Here is a 16,716-nt window from a genome sequence, read left to right on the forward strand (position 1 = left end):
CTATGCGCTGTTACCGGCGAGCTTCTCCCGCAGCGCGGCGAGCTGCTCGTCGCTGGCCAGCGAACCACCGGCCGGGGCCTCGTCGCGGTGCGAACCGTTGGCACCCGAGCGAGGCTCGGCGTGCTCGGCGGCGGCGAACTTCTCCATCTGCGCGGTGTGCATCTTGTGCCGGCGCTCGGCCTCGGCGTAGCGGGCCTCCCACTCGGTGCGCTGCTTGTCGAAACCTTCGATCCACTCGTTGGTCTCGGCGTCGAAGCCCTCCGGGAAGATGTAGTTGCCCTGCTCGTCGTAGCTGTCGGCCATGCCGTACTTCGAGGGGTCGAACTCCTCGTTGTAGTCCTCGTTGGCCTGCTTGAGGCTCAGCGAGATCCGGCGCCGGTCCAGGTCGATGTCGATGACCTTGACCATCGCGTCGTCGCCGACCGCGACCACCTGGTCGGGCACCTCGACGTGCTGCTCAGCCAGCTCGGAGATGTGCACCAGGCCCTCGATGCCCTCCTCGACGCGGACGAACGCACCGAACGGCACCAGCTTGGTGACCTTGCCCGGCACGATCTGACCGATCGCGTGGGTGCGGGCGAAGTGCCGCCACGGGTCTTCCTGAGTCGCCTTGAGGCTCAGCGAAACCCGCTCGCGGTCCATGTCGACGTCGAGCACCTCGACGGTGACCTCGTCGCCCACCTGAACCACCTCGGAGGGGTGGTCGATGTGCTTCCAGGACAGCTCGGAGACGTGCACCAGGCCGTCCACCCCGCCCAGGTCGACGAACGCGCCGAAGTTGACGATCGAGGACACGACACCCTTGCGGACGGCGCCCTTCTGCAGCTGGTTGAGGAACTCGCTGCGCACCTCGGACTGGGTCTGCTCCAGCCAGGCGCGACGGGACAGCACCACGTTGTTGCGGTTCTTGTCCAGTTCGATGATCTTGGCTTCGATCTCGCGGCCGATGTAGGGCTGCAGGTCGCGGACCCGGCGCATCTCCACCAGCGAGGCCGGCAGGAAGCCGCGCAGCCCGATGTCGAGGATCAGGCCGCCCTTGACGACCTCGATGACGGTGCCCTTGACGGCCTCGTCCTTATCCTTGAGCTCCTCGATCGTGCCCCAGGCGCGCTCGTACTGGGCGCGCTTCTTGGACAGGATCAGCCGACCCTCTTTGTCCTCCTTGGTCAGGACCAGAGCCTCGACCTCGTCACCGACGGACACCACCTCGTGGGGGTCGACGTCGTGCTTGATGGACAGTTCCCGGCTCGGGATGACGCCTTCGGTCTTGTAGCCGATGTCGAGCAGGACCTCGTCCCGGTCAACCTTGACGATCGTCCCTTCCACGATGTCGCCATCGTTGAAGTACTTGATCGTTTTGTCGATGGCGGCGAGAAAATCCTCGGCCGAGCCGATGTCGTTGACGGCTACTTGCGGCGAGGTGACGGTGGGACTTGGCATGTGTTGGGTTGCTCCGGACAAGTTGAGGTAGTAGGGACTGGTGTTGTCACGCATGCTGGGCATGCGGTGGCCCACGACTTCGTCGCGAACTAGTCGAGGACTACCTGTCGAGGCTACTCGACGTGTTGCACGCTGGACAAACCGGTGGTCTACGCTGCGTCGCTATGCCTGCGATGCGGAACCGCCGAAAAGTCGGAGCGCCGCTGATCGTCATCGTCCTGCTCAGCATCCTCACCGCGCTGCTGCTCCTGGTGTTCACCGCGGCCAATCCGGCCGGCACGCTGACCGCGCTGGTGCTGGCCAGCCTGTCGATGCTGGTGGTGCTGTTCTGTTACCGCTGGCTGGACCGCTGGGAGCCCGAGCCCCGTCGGCTGCTGCAACTGGCCTTCCTCTGGGGCGCCTCGATCGCGGTGCTGCTGGCCGTGGGTCTGGAAACCTTCGGGTCCTCGGTGGCCACCGTGCGGCCGCTGGTGTCGAAGACCTTCGACATGGCCGCCATTCAGGCGCCGTTCATCGAAGAGGCCGCCAAGGGCCTGTTTCTGCTGATCATGCTGACCGGCCGGCGGCGCCATGAGCTGAACTCGCTGACCGACTGCATGGTGTACGCGGGCATCACGGCGGTCGGGTTCGCCTGGATGGAGGACATCGTCTACATCGCACCCGCGGAGTCGCCGGCCCAGATGGCCGCGGTGGCCGTCGCGCGGCTGATCTTCGGGCCGTTCGCTCACCCGCTGTTCACCACCATGACGGCGATCGGGGTGTTCTTCGCGCTGCGCCGCCGCACCTTCTGGTCGAAGGCTGTCGTCATCCTGCTGGGCTATCTGGCGGCGGTCCTTATGCACGCCTCGTGGAACGCCTCGCTGGCCATCGGCGGCGCCCAGTTCTTCCTGGCGACTTACCTGTTCTGGATGGTTCCGGTGTTCCTGCTGATGGTATTGCTGGGCATCTTGAGCCGCCGGCACGAACAGCAGCTGGTCGCGTCCAAGCTGCCCGCGATGGTGGTCGGTGGCCTGATCAGCCCGAATGAGGAGACCTGGCTGGGATCGATCCGGGCCCGCAAACAGGCGATCCGTGAGGCGCGGCGGATCGGCGGGCAGCCCGCGGCCCGCAGCGTCAAGAAGTTCGCCGCCCAGGTGGTCGAGCTGGCGTTCGTGCGGGATCGCATCGACCGCGGCTTCGGCGATCCGGAGGTGTTCGCGATGCAGCACGAGGACGCCTACGGGGTGCTGGCCGCCCGAGCGGCGGCACCGGTGCTGCACACGATGGCGGGTTATCGGTCGCCGGCGCTGGTTCGGCGCTAACCCTCACCGAGTGTGCGGTTTCGTACGCGACGCGCCGGTGTGGGCGTATGGAACCGCACACTCACGGCGAACTGCACTGGCCGAGGCTAATGCGCGGCGGCGTCCCAACTGCGCCCGTAGCCGACGGCCACCTCCAGCGGCACGCTGAGCTCATAGGCGCCGCCCATTTTGTCGCGCACCAGCGCCTCCAGCGGCTCGCGTTCACCCTCGGCCACTTCGAAGAGCAGCTCGTCGTGCACCTGCAGCAGCATCCGAGAGCGCAGCCCGGTGGCCTTCAAGGCCTGGTCCACGTTGATCATCGCGACCTTGATGATGTCGGCCGCGCTGCCCTGGATCGGGGCGTTGAGCGCCGCGCGTTCGGCGGACTCGCGGACCTGGCGGTTGCTGCTGTCCAGCTCCGGCAGGTAGCGCCGCCGGCCCAGCACCGTCGAGGTGTAGCCATCCTTGCGGGCCTGCTCGACGACCTGGTGCAGGTAGTCCCGCACCCCGCCGAACCTGTCGAAGTAGGCGTCCATCTGCTCTTTGGCCTCTTCGGTGGAGATCTTGAGCTGCTGAGCCAGCCCGTAGGCGCTCAGTCCGTAGGCCAGGCCGTAGGACATCGCCTTGACCCGGCGCCGCATATCCGGGGTCACCTCGTCGATCGGCACGCCGAACGCCCGCGACCCGACGAACGAGTGCAGGTCCTCGCCGGTGTTGAACGCCTCGATCAGGCCGGCATCGCCGGACAGGTGCGCCATGATGCGCATCTCGATCTGGCTGTAGTCGACGGTCATCAGCTCGCTGTAGCCATCCCCGACCACGAACGCGTCCCGGATCTGCCGGCCGGCGTCGGTGCGGATCGGGATGTTCTGCAGGTTGGGTTCGGTGGACGACAGCCGGCCGGTGGCCGCGATGGTCTGGTTCAGCGTGGTGTGGATACGGCCATCGGAGGCAACCGATTTGAGCAGGCCGTCGACGGTCACCTTGAGCCGGGTGACGTCACGGTGAGTCAGCAGGTGCTCCAGGAACGGGTGGCCGGTCTTGTCGAACAGCGACTGCAGCGCGTCGGCGTCGGTGGTGTAGCCGGTCTTGGTCTTCTTGGTCTTGGGCATGCCCAGCTCGTCGAAGAGCACCACCTGCAGCTGCTTGGGTGAGCCGAGGTTGATCTGCTTGCCGATCACCGCGTAGGCGGCTTCGGCGGCGTCGCGGATCTCGTCACCGAAGCGGCTCTGCAGCTGGCTGAGGTGATCGAGGTCGACACCGATCCCGGCGGTCTCCAGCTCGGCGAGCACCCGCTGCAGCGGCAACTCGATGTCAGCGAGCAGTGCGGCCGAGTCGATGCGGGCCAGCTCGGCATCCAGCGCGTCGGCCAGATCGGTGACGGCGCGGGCCCGCAGCAGCGCGGTCGCCACGGCCTGGTCGTCGACGCCGTCGGTGTCGTCGAGCAGCGAGAGTTGTTGCTGCTCATCGGATTCAGCGCGCAGCTCGCGGCGCAGGTAGCGCACCGACAGGTCGTCGAGGCTGAAGCTGCGTTGCCCGGGCCGGACCAGGTAAGCGGCCAAGGCGGTGTCGGAGGTGACGCCGTCGAGGGCCCAGCCGCGGCCGGCCAGGTCATGCATCGCCAGCTTGGCTTCGTGCAGCGCCTTGGGTTTGTCGGGCTCGGCCAGCCAGGCGGCCAGCGCGGCCTCGTCCTCGGCGGTCAGCGTCGCGGTTTCAAGGTAGCCGCCGTCACCGTCTCCGGCGGCGATCGCCAATGCGGTGGTGTCACTGTCGAAGCTGCGGTGGCTGCCGATGACGGCCAGCCCGGCACGACGTCCGTCGGCGGCATGGTCGGCCAGCCAGGCTCCGACCGTGCCGGGTTCGAGTGCCCCACCGCGCACCTCGAAGCCCTCGTCCACCTCGGGCTCGGCCGTGGCCAGAGTCTCGAACAGCCGGTCGCGCAGTACCCGGAACTCGAGGTCGTCGAAGAGCTGGTGGATCTGCTCGCGATTCCATGGCACCAGCCGCAGCGTGTCCGGGGTCTGGGCCAGCGGCACGTTGCGCACCAGGTCGGTGAGTTCGCGGTTGAGGATCACCGCGGAAAGGTTGGCGCGCAATGCGTCTCCGACCTTGCCCTTGACGGTGTCGACCTGATCGACCAGCCCCTGCAGCGAGCCGTACTCGACGATCCACTTCGAAGCGGTCTTCTCCCCCACCCCCGGGATGCCCGGCAGGTTGTCGCTGGGGTCGCCGCGCAGCGCCGCGAAATCCGGGTACTGGGCCGGGGTCAGGCCGTACTTCTCCACCACCGCCTCGGGCGTGAACCGGGTCAGCTCGCTGACGCCCTTGCGGGGGTAGAGCACGGTCACGTTGTCGTTGACCAGCTGCAGCGCGTCGCGGTCGCCGGTGACCACCAGCACCCGGTAGCCCTCGGCGTCGGCCTGGGTGGCCAGGGTGGCGATCAGGTCGTCGGCCTCATAGCCGGCCTCGGACAGGGTGGTGATGCCCAGCGCGTTGAGGACTTCCTTGGTGATGTCGATCTGGCCGCGGAACTCGTCGGGAGTGCTCGAGCGGGTCGCCTTGTACTCGGGGAAACGCTCGGAGCGGAAGGTCTGCCGCGAGACGTCGAACGCGGCGGCGACGTGGGTGGGGGTTTCGTCGCGCAGCAGGTTGATCAGCATGGCGGTGAACCCGTAGACGGCGTTGGTGGTCAGACCGCTGCGGGTCTTGAAGTTCTCCGCGGGCAGCGCGTAGAAGGCCCGGTAGGCCAGCGAGTTTCCGTCCAGCAACAGCAACGTCGGTGTGGTCTGGGTGTCTTGAGCAGCGTCGGTCGGGGCGGTCTTGGCTGGGCTCACGGCCCTACTCTATGCATCCGCCGCCAGGCCGGGCAGGCGAGGAACTCGTATCGGTGAGTTCGGGTTCCGCCGTGGCGCAATAGCCTGCCGGATCGACGAATCGCTCCGACCAGCGGTCCCACGAGACGTCGACGGCGGACTGAGCTTCGTGCGCGTGCGGCGCCAGCGCGCGCGCCAAGGCGCCGGCACCCGCCAGCAGCGTCTCGTGCCCGCTCAAGGCCTTCTCCGGCCGCGCCCCCACGAGCAGCACCGACGCCATCGTCCGATTGCGGCCCAGGATCCCGGGCAGAGCGCGGTGCACCGTATTGCGGAGATCGAGGTCCTCGACCAGGAGGGGTCGGCCCACATGACCGACTCGCATGGTGGCGTGCAACGGTCCGCCCCCATCCTCGTAAGCGCGACCCAGCACGAGTGTCTCCGACAGCAGGGCGCGTGCACCGTCGGCCAGCTCGACGTGGGTGTGTCGGCGGACGTCGGCCCCGGCGGTAACGACGAACGGCGCAGCTCGCCACACCAGCCGCGCGCCTTCGCCGACGTGGACTGACGTCGACCAGCGCGCCCCGCCGCCCTGCGCGTGGTACGCAACCGTGCCGGCCGGCTCGACGAGTTCGAACCACACATTGGGGCCGACCCAGATGTCGAGGCGCAGATCGTCCCCTGCCAGTAGCATCGCGTAGCTCGCAACGAGCGCCAGCCGCGCGGCCGAGCCGTCGACGTGCAGTGGTCGCGGCCGCAGGTAGGTGCCGGCGCGCAGTTCGGTGAAGCATGCCCGGCCGCGTACCATCTCCACCCGAACCTTCGTCGCGACCGGCTCGGTCACGGATGACTGTGTGTCGGGGCGTCGCCGTGCCGGTGTGGAGCCATCGGACCGGGATCGCGCGGCACGTGACGACCGTGGCGGTGGTCATCGAGAATCTGGCGCACCCACTGGGCCAACTGGCCGATCGCGTCGGCATCCTGCCAGCTCATCGCCAGTACCGGCAACCCAGAGCGAGCGTGCTTCGCATCGGCCACCATCTGCTCGACGTCCACGTCTACGTGCGGGGCGAGGTCCACCTTGTTCACGAGTAGCAGATCGGCCCGTTCGATCCCGGGCCCACCTTTGCGAGCCACGTCGCCACCTCCTGCGACATCGAGACAGAAGATCTGTGCGTCCACCAGAGCTGGGCTGAACGTGGCCGTCAGATTGTCGCCACCACTCTCGACTATCACCAGATCGAGCGGAGCGAATTCGGCTTCGAGGTCCTCGATCGCGAGCAGGTTGGGCGTGATGTCGTCGCGGATCGCGGTGTGAGGACACGCACCGGTCTCCACGGCGCGGATGCGTTCCACCGGCAGCACACCCGCCGAGCGAAGCAGACGGGCGTCCTCATCGGTGTAGATATCGTTGGTTACGACGGCGATCTGCAGTTCGCCGGCGAGCGCCCGACACATCGTCGCGATCAGGGTGCTCTTGCCCGTGCCCACGGGACCGGCGATACCGAGACGCATGCCACGCCGGGACGGTGCGCTGTCGGCCTTTTCGGTGTGCTCAGGCATTGAAAATTCTCCTCGTCTTACCCGCGTGATTCAGCGACCATTGCTCGGCCTCCGGTGCGGTGACAGCAGGCATGTCATCGATGGAACCGACGGCGAGCACCCTCTCGACGAGCGACTCGATCAGCGGCTCGATCGCAAGAACCCATGCGACGGTGTCGATGGGATCAATGGGCGCGAGTTTGAGCGTCGCCGAAGCGACCGTTTGGACGTCGTCGTAGAAGCAGGCGCGGGCCACCGCCGCCTCGTCGATCCCCATGACCGCAGACACGGTGCCCAGGGCCACCGGCCGCATCGGCGCGCGATCGATGGCCAGCAGCGCACCCACCGCGGGATGGGAGGGCCACAGCCGCCGCGCCATCCGCATGAGACCTCGGCCGAGCATCCCCGAGACGCTGCGTAGCGGCTCACTCGGGGTCCGGGCGAGCAGAGCGTCGTGAACGTCCCTGAGGCACGCGATGTCGGATTGCACAGCGCGGTAAGCCAATACGGCCGCGGATGCCTCGACGGTGGCTACCGTGCGGGCACGCGCCAGAATGTAGTCGGGAACGCGCTCGGGCGGCATCCCCGCCAACAGCCCCGCCTCCAGTCCACCGGAGTACACGTGTCCTCCGGTGGGTAAGCGCGCATCGCCGAGTAGGAGCGCTCCGAAAGGTCTGGTCACCAGCTGTCCTAAAACATCGTGTATCGCTGCGCGAGCGGCAGTACGTCGACCGGTTCAGGACGAACCAGTTCGCCGTCGATGGTGATCGCGAACGTCTCCGGGTCGACTTCGAGTTTCGGCAGCGCCGTGTTGTTGGGCATGTCGGCCTTGCCGATCCGGCGGGTCGGGCGCACCGCGGCCAGCCGACGGCTCAATCCGAGCCGGTCGGCCAGTCCGTCATCGAGCGCCGCTGGGGACACGAACGACGTGGCCAGGTGCGCGGCGGAGGCCGGCTGCGCGGGCAACGTCACGCGGGTCAGGATGGGCTGCGAGTTCGATATGGCAGCGTTTGGGTCGCCCAGCGGCGCCGCAACGATGGCACCGGATTTGATGACCGCCCACGGCCGAATCCCGAAGAACGCCGGATCCCACAGGACGAGGTCGGCCATCTTGCCACTCTCGATCGAGCCGATCTCGTGATCAATGCCGTGCGCGACGGCGGGGCAGATCGTGTACTTGGCCACGTAGCGGCGTGCGCGTTCGTTGTCAGCAGGTTCGGACGAACTCAATGAACCGCGCCGGTGTTTCATCACGTGCGCGACCTGCCAGGTGCGGCAGATGAGTTCGCCGATGCGACCCATCGCCAGCGCGTCGGACGACGTGATCGAGATCGCCCCCATGTCCTGCAGGATGTCCTCGGCCGCCATCGTCGACGCTCGGATCCGCGACTCCGCGAACGCCAAGTCCGCGGGCACCCGCGGATTGAGGTGGTGGACGACTAGAAGCATGTCAAGGTGTTCGTCCACAGTGTTGACGGTGTAGGGCAACGTCGGGTTCGTCGACGCCGGAAGCACGTTCGGCTCGCTGGCCACCACGATGATGTCGGGGGCGTGACCACCACCTGCGCCTTCTGAGTGGTACACGTGAATGCCTCGACCGCCGATGGCGTCGAGGGTGCGCTGAACGTAACCGGTCTCGTTGAGGCTGTCGGCGTGCAGCGCGACCTGCAGCCCGAACTCGTCGGCGGCGCGAAGAGCGGAATCAATCGCGGCCGGTGTCGCACCCCAGTCCTCGTGAACCTTATATCCACCCGCACCTGCCAGCGCGTCCTCGCGCAACGCGCCGTAGGAGACGGTGCTGCCCTTGCCGCAGAGAATGACGTTGAGCGGAATGCGGTCGAGCGCGCGATGCATCATCGCAAGCGACCACCCTCCGGCCGTGACAGTGGTGGCTTTCGACCCCTCGGTGGGCCCGGCGCCGCCGCCGATCACCGTCGTGGTGCCCGTCGTCAGCGCCTCGCGCATCTCGATCTCACTGAGGAAGTGCACGTGCGTGTCGACGGCGCCCGCGGTGAGAATTTTGCCCTCGCCCGAGATCACGTCGGTGGCAGGACCGATTTGCATGTCTGGCCGGATATCATCGGTCACGTCGGAATTGCCGGCTTTGCCGACGGCGACGATCCGGCCGTCGCGGATTCCGACGTCGGCCCGGGCAATGCCCCAGTAGTCGAGCACCACGGCGTTGGTGATCACCACGTCGAGTGCGCCTTCTGAGCGCAAATTCATGCCCTGGCACATGGATTCGCGGATGGTCTTGCCGCCGCCGAACGTGGCTTCGTCACCACCGGCCGTTCGGTCCTCAACGATCTCGATCCACAGATCGGTGTCAGCCAACCGGATCTGGTCTCCTGTCGTCGGCCCGTACATCTGGACGTACTCGCGACGATCGAGCCAGCTCACCGCTTGCCTTCGTCAGGCGAGTCGTCGGTAACGGCTTGCTCATCGCTGAGACGAATCTGCACCCACTGGGCACGACCCGGCTTCGGTTCCGAGGCGTCCGGCGTGGCAAGGGGCAATTTCCCGGGCCCTCGCGCGACCTCGCGTTCCGGTAGATCACCCAACTGGAGGCCGGGAACGTACTTGCCGCCGCCGAGGGACACGAGATCGACGGTACGACTGACGCCCGGCTCGAACCGTACTGACGTCCCCGCCGGTATGTCGAGCCGAAAGCCGCGCGCTTGCTCGCGGTCGAACCGTAACGACGGGTTGGCGTCGGACAGGTGCAAGTGCGAGCCAATCTGGATGGGCCGGTCGCCAGCGTTGAGCACCACAAGTGCACGTCGTTCACGGCCGGCGTTGAGCTCCACCGGCTCTGGACGCACGCGGATCTCCCCTGGGATCATTGGAGCGGATCGGTGATCGTCACGAGCTTGCGGCCGTCGGGGAATGTCGCTTCGACCTGGATGTCACCGATCATCTCCGGGACCCCTTCCATGACTTCCTGCCGGCTGAGCACGTGCCTGCCCTCGGTCATAAGGTCGGCGACGCGTGCTCCGTCACGGGCTCGTTCGATCACCCAGCAAGACAGCAGTGCCGTGGCCTCCGGATAGTTCAGCAGGACCCCTCGTTCACGTCTGTCGCGGGCGACCATCCCAGCCACACTGAGCAGCAGTTTCTCAAGGTCCGATGGAACCAGTTGCATGGGCGACCTCGCGTTCTAAGCTATCGATTCCGACCCTAACCCAGCGGCAGCGGTCGGGCGCCTCGTCCGCGCAGCCGATATCGGCCGATATGCCGATAGGCGACTCCCAGGTGACAAAAGACTTCGGGCCGAACAACTGCAACACGTTTCAGTTTCACGCGCACACTCGGTAGGCTGGCCCGGTGCCAGCAGCTACTTCACAGCCCGCCATCGACGGGTGGTTCGCCACCGACGACGCCGGCCTTCCCCACCTGATCGGCGCCAAGTGTCCGCAGTGCGGCACCTACGTGTTCCCGCCGCGGGAGAACAACTGCCCCAACCCGGCCTGCGACGGCGACGTGCTGGAGCCGGTAACGCTGTCGCGCCGCGGCACGATCTGGAGCTACACCGAGAACCGGTATCTGCCGCCGGCACCGTATCCGCCGAGTGACCCGTTCGAGCCGTTCGCGATCGCCGCGGTGGAGCTGGCTGACGAGGGCTTGATCGTGCTGGGCAAGGTGGTCGAGGGGACCCTGGCCGCGGATTTGAAGGTCGGTATGGAGATGGAGCTGACCACGATGCCGCTCTACACCGACGACGACGGCGTGCAGCACACCGTCTACGCCTGGAAGAAGGTGGACTCCCATGCCTGAGCCGCTGTACATCCTCGGTGCGGGCATGCACCCGTGGGGCAAGTGGGGCCGCGACTTCACCGAGTACGGCGTGGTCGCGGCGCGGGCCGCGCTGGCCGAGGCCGGCCTGGACTGGCGGCAGATCCAGCTGGTCGCCGGGGCGGACACCATCCGCAACGGCTACCCGGGCTTCATCGCCGGGTCCACGTTCGCCCAGAAGCTGGGCTGGAACGGGGTTCCGGTGTCGTCTTCATATGCCGCCTGCGCCTCCGGGTCGCAGGCGTTGCAGAGCGCCCGGGCGCACATCCTGGCCGGGTTCTGCGACGTGGCGCTGGTGATCGGCGCCGACACCACCCCCAAGGGCGCATTCGCTCCGGTCGGCGGTGAGCGCAGAGGTGACCCGGACTGGCAGCGGTTCCACCTGATCGGGGCGATGAACCCGGTGTACTTCGCGCTGCTGGCGCGCCGGCGAATGGACCTCTACGGCGCCACCTCCGAGGACTTCGCGAGCGTGAAGGTGAAGAACTCCCGGCATGGGCTTTCCAACCCGAATGCCCGCTACCGCAAGGAGTCCGCGGTCGAGGACGTTCTCGCCAGCCCGGTGGTCTCCGACCCGCTGCGCCAGCTGGACATCTGCGCCACCTCCGACGGCGCCGCGGCGCTGATCGTTGCCAGTGCCGAATTCGCGAAGAGGCACCTGGGCTCGCTGGAGGGTGTGCCGTCGGTGCGCGCGGTGTCCACCGTGACCCCCCAGTACCCGCAGCACCTGCCCGAGTTGCCGGACATCGCAACGGATTCCACCGCGGTGGTGGCCGCGCCGGAGCGGGTGTTCAAGGATCAGATTTTGGACGCTGCCTACGCCGAGGCCGGGATCGGCCCGGAGGATGTCAGCCTGGCCGAGGTCTACGACCTGTCCACCGCGCTCGAGATCGACTGGTACGAGCACCTGGGCCTGTGCGCCAAGGGCGAAGGCGAGCAGCTGCTGCGCAGCGGCGCCACGACGATCGGCGGCAAGGTTCCGGTGAACCCGTCCGGCGGGCTGGCCTGCTTCGGTGAGGCGATCCCGGCGCAGGCGATCGCCCAGGTGTGCGAGCTGACCTGGCAGCTGCGCGGGACCGCCACCGGCCGGCAGGTCGAGGGCGCCACGGTGGGCGTGACGGCGAACCAGGGCCTGTTCGGGCACGGCTCGTCGGTGATCGTCGCGCGGTAGGGTTCCGCGCCCTCACAACAAGTCGTCGGGCCGATCCCAACGGACCCCGAGTCGTCCGAAATCGGCATCGTAGGAGACGATTCCGGCCCGATGTTCGGTGGCGAGAGCTGCCAGGTGAGCGTCGTTCGCCAGGTTGCCGCCCGTACCGACACGAGCGAGCGTTTCGGTGAGGATGTCGGCATGTCGAGGCGTGGGGTTGACGATCGTCGCACTGGATGCCGTTGTCCAATCGGAAACTCGGGACATCGCATCCGCCGGTCGCAACGGGCGGGGAAACAATCCTTCCTTGGTGGAGAGTCGAATGAACGCCAGTAGCGGAACCCAGGCGAAACCGACCGTGTCCCCGCCGGACAGCGCACGGTCAAGCCAGCCCAGCGAGGCCGCATGGTGCTCGGCTGCGGTATTCACTGCGTAGAGCAAGACGTTGGCGTCGACGATCTTCATCGGCAGCTACGCACCGCGCCGCTGACGGCGGATCAGTTCCTCATCCTCCAGATCCGCGGCAATCTGCAGAGCCCGGTCCAGGTTGACCGAAGGAACACCGAGGTCGGCGGTCCGGGTGGTGAATTGCGGTGCGGCACGCCCGGCCAACCCGTCACGGATCGCCTCATTGAGTGCTTGCTTGAACGACAGCTGCCGTTCTGCCATCCGCCGGCGTATCAACTGCTCCACGTCGTCATCCAGGGTCACGGTTGTGCGCATATGACAGCATAGCATCAAATGTGTTGATAGCATGCTGTCAAATGCCTCTGTATGAAACCGTCGTCGTCAAGGTCAGACCGGGAAGCCGTAAAGGACCGCTGGTGGAGACCGACGACGACGGCCGGTTGACCGTCTACGTGCGCGAGCCGGCAGTGGACGGTAAAGCGAACGCGGCGGTGATCCGGGTGCTGGCGGAGCATTTCGGGGTGCCGCGCAGTCGTGTCGAACTGGCTTCAGGAGCGGGTGCACACATCAAACGCTTCCGGATCGAGCTACCACCCGCGCGAGATTGAACTGACGCAGCGGTCCACTCGCACGTGTCCTGCATGGTTGCGATCTCGGCGCAGGGCCAAGGCGTCAGCGTGCCATCGGGGGACCACCCGCGTTAGCGCACGACCACGCTATCGAATCGGCTGACGAATACGCCACGGTGATAAGGGCTGGCCAGCATCCGGCTCGCCTGCCGAAACCAGGTCGACGATGTGGTTGACGACCAAGTCCTTCTCTTTGACCCCGTACTTCTTCGGCATCGAAACACCTAGCCGGAAGCGTCGCCTGATGTCTCCCCCGACGAATCAGATTGCGGCAGCAACTCTTCCAGCGTCGCCCGGACGATCCGCCGAAATGCCCGCTTCGGCCGGTTGGCATCCAGGATGGCCACCTCCAGAGTCCCCGGGCCCAACTCACGCTGTTCGGCACCGTTGCCGGAGTCGGTCTTCTTCAGCGCGTTGACCGCGATGTGCAAGGCGTCGGCCAACTCGGCGTTCTCGGTGTAGGAGTCCTTGAGCGCGGAGATCACCGGCTCGGTGGTGCCACCCATCACCACGAAGTGCGGCTCATCGGTGATCGACCCGTCGTAGGTGATCCGGTACAGCTCAGGGGCTTTGGTCTGCCCTTGGTAGGCCACCCCGGCCACGCACAGCTCGACCTCGTAGGGCTTGGCCTGCTCGGTGAAGATCGTGCCCAGGGTCTGGGCGTAGACGTTGGCCAGCTGGCGTGCGGTGACGTCACGGCGGTCGTAGGCATAGCCGCGGGTGTCGGCGAACTGGATTCCGCCGCGACGCAGGTTCTCGAACTCGTTGATCCGGCCCGCGGCGGCGAACCCGACCCGGTCGTAGAGCTCGCTGATCTTCTGCAGTGAGCGCGAGGGGTTTTCGGCGACGAACAGCACGCCGTCGGCGTAGGCCAGCGCCACCACGCTGCGGCCGCGGGCGATGCCTTTACGCGCGAGCTCGCCGCGTTCACGCATCGCCTGTTCGGGCGAGATGAAATACGGGAAGCTCATTTCTTACCCGCGCCCTTCTTGCTTGCGCCGGTCTTGGGCGCGGACCCCCCACCGCGAGTACGGCTCTCGATGATCTCCCGGGCCAGTTCGGCGATCCGCTCCTCGGGAACGTCGGCGGCACCGTCGGCGCCGATCATCACCGCCGTCGGGTAGATGCCGCGCACCAGATCCGGTCCGCCGGTGGCCGAGTCGTCGTCGGCGGCGTCATACAGCGCCTCGATGGCCACCTGCAGCGCCGAATCCGAGTCGGTCACCTGCCCGTAGAGCTTCTTCATCGACGACTTCGCGAACAGCGATCCGGAGCCCACCGCCTGGTAGCCCTCCTCCTCGATGTTCCAGCCCCCGGCGGCGTCGAACGACACAATGCGCCCGGCGTGCTCGGCGTCGGCCTCGTCGATGTCATAGGCCACCAGTAGCGGCAGCGCCAGCAACCCCTGCATCGCCGCGCCCAGGTTGCCGCGCACCATGATCGCCAGCCGATTCACCTTTCCGGCGAACGTCAGCGGCACCCCTTCGAGTTTCTCGTAATGCTCGAGCTCGACGGCGTAGAGCCGGGCGAACTCGACGGCGATCGCCGCGGTGCCGGCGATGCCGGTCGCGGTGTAATCGTCGGTGATGTAGACCTTCTGGACGTCGCGCCCGGCGATCATGTTGCCCTGAGTGGAGCGCCGGTCCCCGGCCATCACCACACCGCCGGGGTATTTCAGCGCGACGATCGTGGTGCCGTGCGGCAGCTCAGCGCCTGCGGTCGAACTCAAGCCCGCGCTGCCCGCCGGCAACAGATCCGGCGCCTGGCGGCGCAGGAAATCCGAGAACGACGACAGGTCTACCGAGGTCGACGGCAGCCCCGGGAGCGCGGATTGGACAGGAAGACGATCATGAAAGGGCCAGCTCACTGGCCGCCCTTTTGGACGTATGCACGCACGAAGTCCTCCGCGTTCTCCTCCAGCACGTCGTCGATCTCGTCGAGCAGGTCGTCGGCCTCCCCGGTCAGCTTCTCGCGACGCTCCTGGCCGGCGGCCGCGGGACCGGTGGGGTCGTCCTCGTCGCCACCGCCACCGCCACGCTTGGTCTGCTCCTGAGCCATCGCTGCCTCCTGCATCTACATCGGCTTGCGCATCACGCGCACGTCGGTTTCTCCACCCTACCGGTCGACACCGCGTCGCCGGCGGGCTTAGGTGGTGAGTTGTTCGACCAGTTCGGCCGCGCTGTCTACCGAGTCCAGCAGCGCCCCGACGTGCGCCTTGCTGCCGCGCAGCGGCTCCAGGGTGGGAATCCGGACCAGCGACTCCCCGCCCAGGTCGAAGATCACCGAGTCCCAACTGGCCGCGGCGATGTCGGCGCCGAACCGGCGCAGGCACTCCCCGCGGAAGTAGGCACGGGTGTCGGGCGGCGGATTGTCTACCGCGTCGAGCACCTGCTGTTCGGTAATCAGCCGCTGCATGGAACCGCGGGCGACCAGCCGGTTGTAGAGCCCCTTGTCCAGCCGGACGTCGGAGTACTGCAGGTCGATCAGGTGCAGCCGCGGAGCCGACCAGCTCAGGTTCTCCCGCTGCCGGAAACCCTCCAGCAGGCGCAGCTTGGCCGGCCAGTCCAGCAGGTCGGCGCACTCCATCGGATCGCGTTCCAGCTGGTCGAGAACCCGCGCCCAGGTCTCGACGATGTGGGTGGCGCGCGGATCGGGATCGCGGGCGTCGACCAGCTTCGCCGCCCGGTCCAGGTAGATCCGTTGCAGCGCAAGGGCGGTCATCTCCCGGCCGTCGGCCAGCGCGACGGTGGCCCGCAGCGTCGGGTCGCGGCTGATCACGTGCACCGCACGCACCGGGCGTGCCAGAACCAGATCACTCAGGTCGATGCCGTGCTCGGGGCCTTCCTCGATGAGGTCGAGCACCAGCGCGGTGGTACCGACCTTCAGATACGTCGAGGTCTCGGCGAGGTTGGCGTCGCCGATGATGACGTGCAGCCGGCGATACTTGTCGGCGTCGGCGTGCGGTTCGTCGCGGGTGTTGATGATGCCGCGTTTGAGGGTGGTCTCCAGGCCGACCTCGACCTCGATGTAGTCGGCGCGCTGGGAGAGCTGGAAGCCCGGTTCGTCGCCGGCCGGGCCCAGACCGACGCGACCGGACCCGCAGATCACCTGGCGGGACACGAAAAACGGGGTCAGCCCGGCGATGATCGCCGAGAACGGCGTCTGCCGGCTCATCAGATAGTTCTCATGGGTGCCGTAGGAGGCGCCCTTGTTGTCGATGTTGTTCTTGTAGAGCTGCAGCTTGGCGGCCCCGGGCACACTGGCCACGTGGCGGGCGGCGGCCTCCATCACCCGCTCGCCGGCCTTGTCCCAGATCACCGCGTCCATCGGGTCGGTGACCTCGGGCGCGGAGTACTCCGGGTGGGCGTGGTCGACGTAGAGCCGGGCCCCGTTGGTCAGGATCATGTTGGCCGCGCCGACCTCATCGGCGTCGATGATCGGCGGCGGCCCGGATGAACGGCTCAGGTCGAACCCGCGGGCATCCCGCAGCGGGGACTCCACCTCGTAGTCCCAGCGCGTGCGCTTGGCACGCGGGATCCCGGCCGCCGCGGCATAGGCCAGCACCGCCTGAGTGGAGGTCAGGATCGGGTTCGCGGTCGGATCCGACGGCGAAGCAATGCCGTATTCGACTTCCGTCCCGATGATCCGTTGCATGGCCTCAGCCT

At 67.1% G+C, this 16,716-nt stretch carries 18 protein-coding genes and 1 pseudogene; 4 read left to right on the plus strand and 15 right to left on the minus strand.

Going from position 1 to position 16,716, the window contains the following annotated elements; genetic code table 11:
* On the minus strand, positions 1-1,440 hold the full coding sequence (gene rpsA / locus A5771_RS14495) for a 30S ribosomal protein S1 (protein WP_064855982.1): 1,440 nt from the start codon (positions 1,438-1,440) through the stop codon (positions 1-3).
* A gap of 173 nt (positions 1,441-1,613) precedes the next feature.
* On the opposite strand from rpsA, the gene A5771_RS14500 reads away from it, so the two are divergent.
* Complete coding sequence (locus A5771_RS14500; RefSeq protein WP_064855905.1) at positions 1,614-2,741, plus strand: PrsW family intramembrane metalloprotease; 1,128 nt, start codon at positions 1,614-1,616, stop codon at positions 2,739-2,741.
* A gap of 86 nt (positions 2,742-2,827) precedes the next feature.
* Here the strand turns inward: A5771_RS14500 and polA are convergent, their stop codons facing one another.
* The 7 genes and pseudogenes from polA to A5771_RS14535 form a co-directional block, all read right to left on the minus strand.
* Positions 2,828-5,554, minus strand: a complete 2,727-nt coding sequence (gene polA / locus A5771_RS14505; RefSeq protein WP_064855906.1) for a DNA polymerase I — start codon at positions 5,552-5,554, stop codon at positions 2,828-2,830.
* A gap of 4 nt (positions 5,555-5,558) precedes the next feature.
* Positions 5,559-6,374 (minus strand): urease accessory protein UreD, encoded by an 816-nt coding sequence (locus A5771_RS14510; RefSeq protein WP_064855907.1) that lies wholly within the window; start codon positions 6,372-6,374, stop codon positions 5,559-5,561.
* Entirely contained in the window at positions 6,371-7,093 is a 723-nt protein-coding gene (gene ureG, locus A5771_RS14515; protein ID WP_064855908.1) for an urease accessory protein UreG, read from the minus strand. Before ureG ends, A5771_RS14510 begins: the two co-directional genes overlap by 4 nt.
* A complete protein-coding gene (locus A5771_RS14520) occupies positions 7,086-7,694 on the minus strand; it encodes an urease accessory protein UreF (protein ID WP_234783055.1) in 609 nt (202 codons plus the stop codon). The genes ureG and A5771_RS14520 overlap by 8 nt, the downstream gene beginning before the upstream one ends.
* 68 nt (positions 7,695-7,762) lie before the next feature.
* The gene (locus A5771_RS14525; protein WP_064855910.1) at positions 7,763-9,472 is read right to left on the minus strand and encodes an urease subunit alpha; all 1,710 of its coding nucleotides are present in this window, start codon (positions 9,470-9,472) and stop codon (positions 7,763-7,765) included.
* Positions 9,473-9,630: 158 nt separating this feature from the next.
* A pseudogene (locus tag A5771_RS24055) lies at positions 9,631-9,915 on the minus strand (urease subunit beta); the annotation flags it as partial.
* Complete coding sequence (locus tag A5771_RS14535; RefSeq protein WP_064855912.1) at positions 9,912-10,214, minus strand: urease subunit gamma; 303 nt, start codon at positions 10,212-10,214, stop codon at positions 9,912-9,914. The gene A5771_RS14535 and the pseudogene A5771_RS24055, both read right to left, overlap by 4 nt.
* 182 nt (positions 10,215-10,396) lie before the next feature.
* Here A5771_RS14535 and A5771_RS14540 point away from each other — a divergent pair, with 182 nt between their 5' ends.
* Positions 10,397-10,846, plus strand: a complete 450-nt coding sequence (locus tag A5771_RS14540; protein ID WP_064855913.1) for a Zn-ribbon domain-containing OB-fold protein — start codon at positions 10,397-10,399, stop codon at positions 10,844-10,846.
* A complete protein-coding gene (locus tag A5771_RS14545) occupies positions 10,839-12,035 on the plus strand; it encodes a lipid-transfer protein (protein ID WP_064855914.1) in 1,197 nt (398 codons plus the stop codon). The genes A5771_RS14540 and A5771_RS14545 overlap by 8 nt, the downstream gene beginning before the upstream one ends.
* A 12-nt stretch (positions 12,036-12,047) precedes the next feature.
* Here the strand turns inward: A5771_RS14545 and A5771_RS14550 are convergent, their stop codons facing one another.
* Both A5771_RS14550 and A5771_RS14555 read right to left on the minus strand, forming a co-directional pair.
* Positions 12,048-12,479: a type II toxin-antitoxin system VapC family toxin gene (locus A5771_RS14550; RefSeq protein WP_064855915.1), complete on the minus strand. Its 432-nt coding sequence runs from the start codon at positions 12,477-12,479 to the stop codon at positions 12,048-12,050.
* 6 nt (positions 12,480-12,485) lie between these two features.
* The gene (locus A5771_RS14555; protein WP_064855916.1) at positions 12,486-12,737 is read right to left on the minus strand and encodes a hypothetical protein; all 252 of its coding nucleotides are present in this window, start codon (positions 12,735-12,737) and stop codon (positions 12,486-12,488) included.
* A 47-nt stretch (positions 12,738-12,784) separates the two neighbouring features.
* Here A5771_RS14555 and A5771_RS14560 point away from each other — a divergent pair, with 47 nt between their 5' ends.
* On the plus strand, positions 12,785-13,030 hold the full coding sequence (locus A5771_RS14560) for a DUF167 domain-containing protein (protein WP_109401148.1): 246 nt from the start codon (positions 12,785-12,787) through the stop codon (positions 13,028-13,030).
* 108 nt (positions 13,031-13,138) lie between these two features.
* On the opposite strand, the gene A5771_RS24360 is transcribed toward A5771_RS14560, so the two are convergent.
* The 5 genes from A5771_RS24360 to dop all read right to left on the minus strand — a co-directional run bounded on the left by A5771_RS24360 (position 13,139) and on the right by dop (position 16,705).
* Positions 13,139-13,267: a hypothetical protein gene (locus tag A5771_RS24360; protein ID WP_267887470.1), complete on the minus strand. Its 129-nt coding sequence runs from the start codon at positions 13,265-13,267 to the stop codon at positions 13,139-13,141.
* 8 nt (positions 13,268-13,275) lie between these two features.
* A complete protein-coding gene (prcA, locus tag A5771_RS14565; protein WP_064855918.1) occupies positions 13,276-14,022 on the minus strand; it encodes a proteasome subunit alpha in 747 nt (248 codons plus the stop codon).
* Positions 14,019-14,918, minus strand: coding sequence for a proteasome subunit beta (gene prcB, locus A5771_RS14570; RefSeq protein ID WP_064855919.1), 900 nt, complete (start codon positions 14,916-14,918; stop codon positions 14,019-14,021). The genes prcA and prcB overlap by 4 nt, the downstream gene beginning before the upstream one ends.
* Complete coding sequence (locus tag A5771_RS14575; RefSeq protein ID WP_064855983.1) at positions 14,915-15,109, minus strand: ubiquitin-like protein Pup; 195 nt, start codon at positions 15,107-15,109, stop codon at positions 14,915-14,917. Before A5771_RS14575 ends, prcB begins: the two co-directional genes overlap by 4 nt.
* 87 nt (positions 15,110-15,196) lie before the next feature.
* Positions 15,197-16,705 (minus strand): depupylase/deamidase Dop, encoded by a 1,509-nt coding sequence (gene dop / locus A5771_RS14580; RefSeq protein WP_064855920.1) that lies wholly within the window; start codon positions 16,703-16,705, stop codon positions 15,197-15,199.
* Positions 16,706-16,716 lie beyond the last annotated feature (11 nt).

The organism is Mycolicibacter sinensis, from assembly GCF_001667375.1.
GTDB classification, from domain to species: Bacteria; Actinomycetota; Actinomycetes; order Mycobacteriales; family Mycobacteriaceae; genus Mycobacterium; species Mycobacterium sinense_A.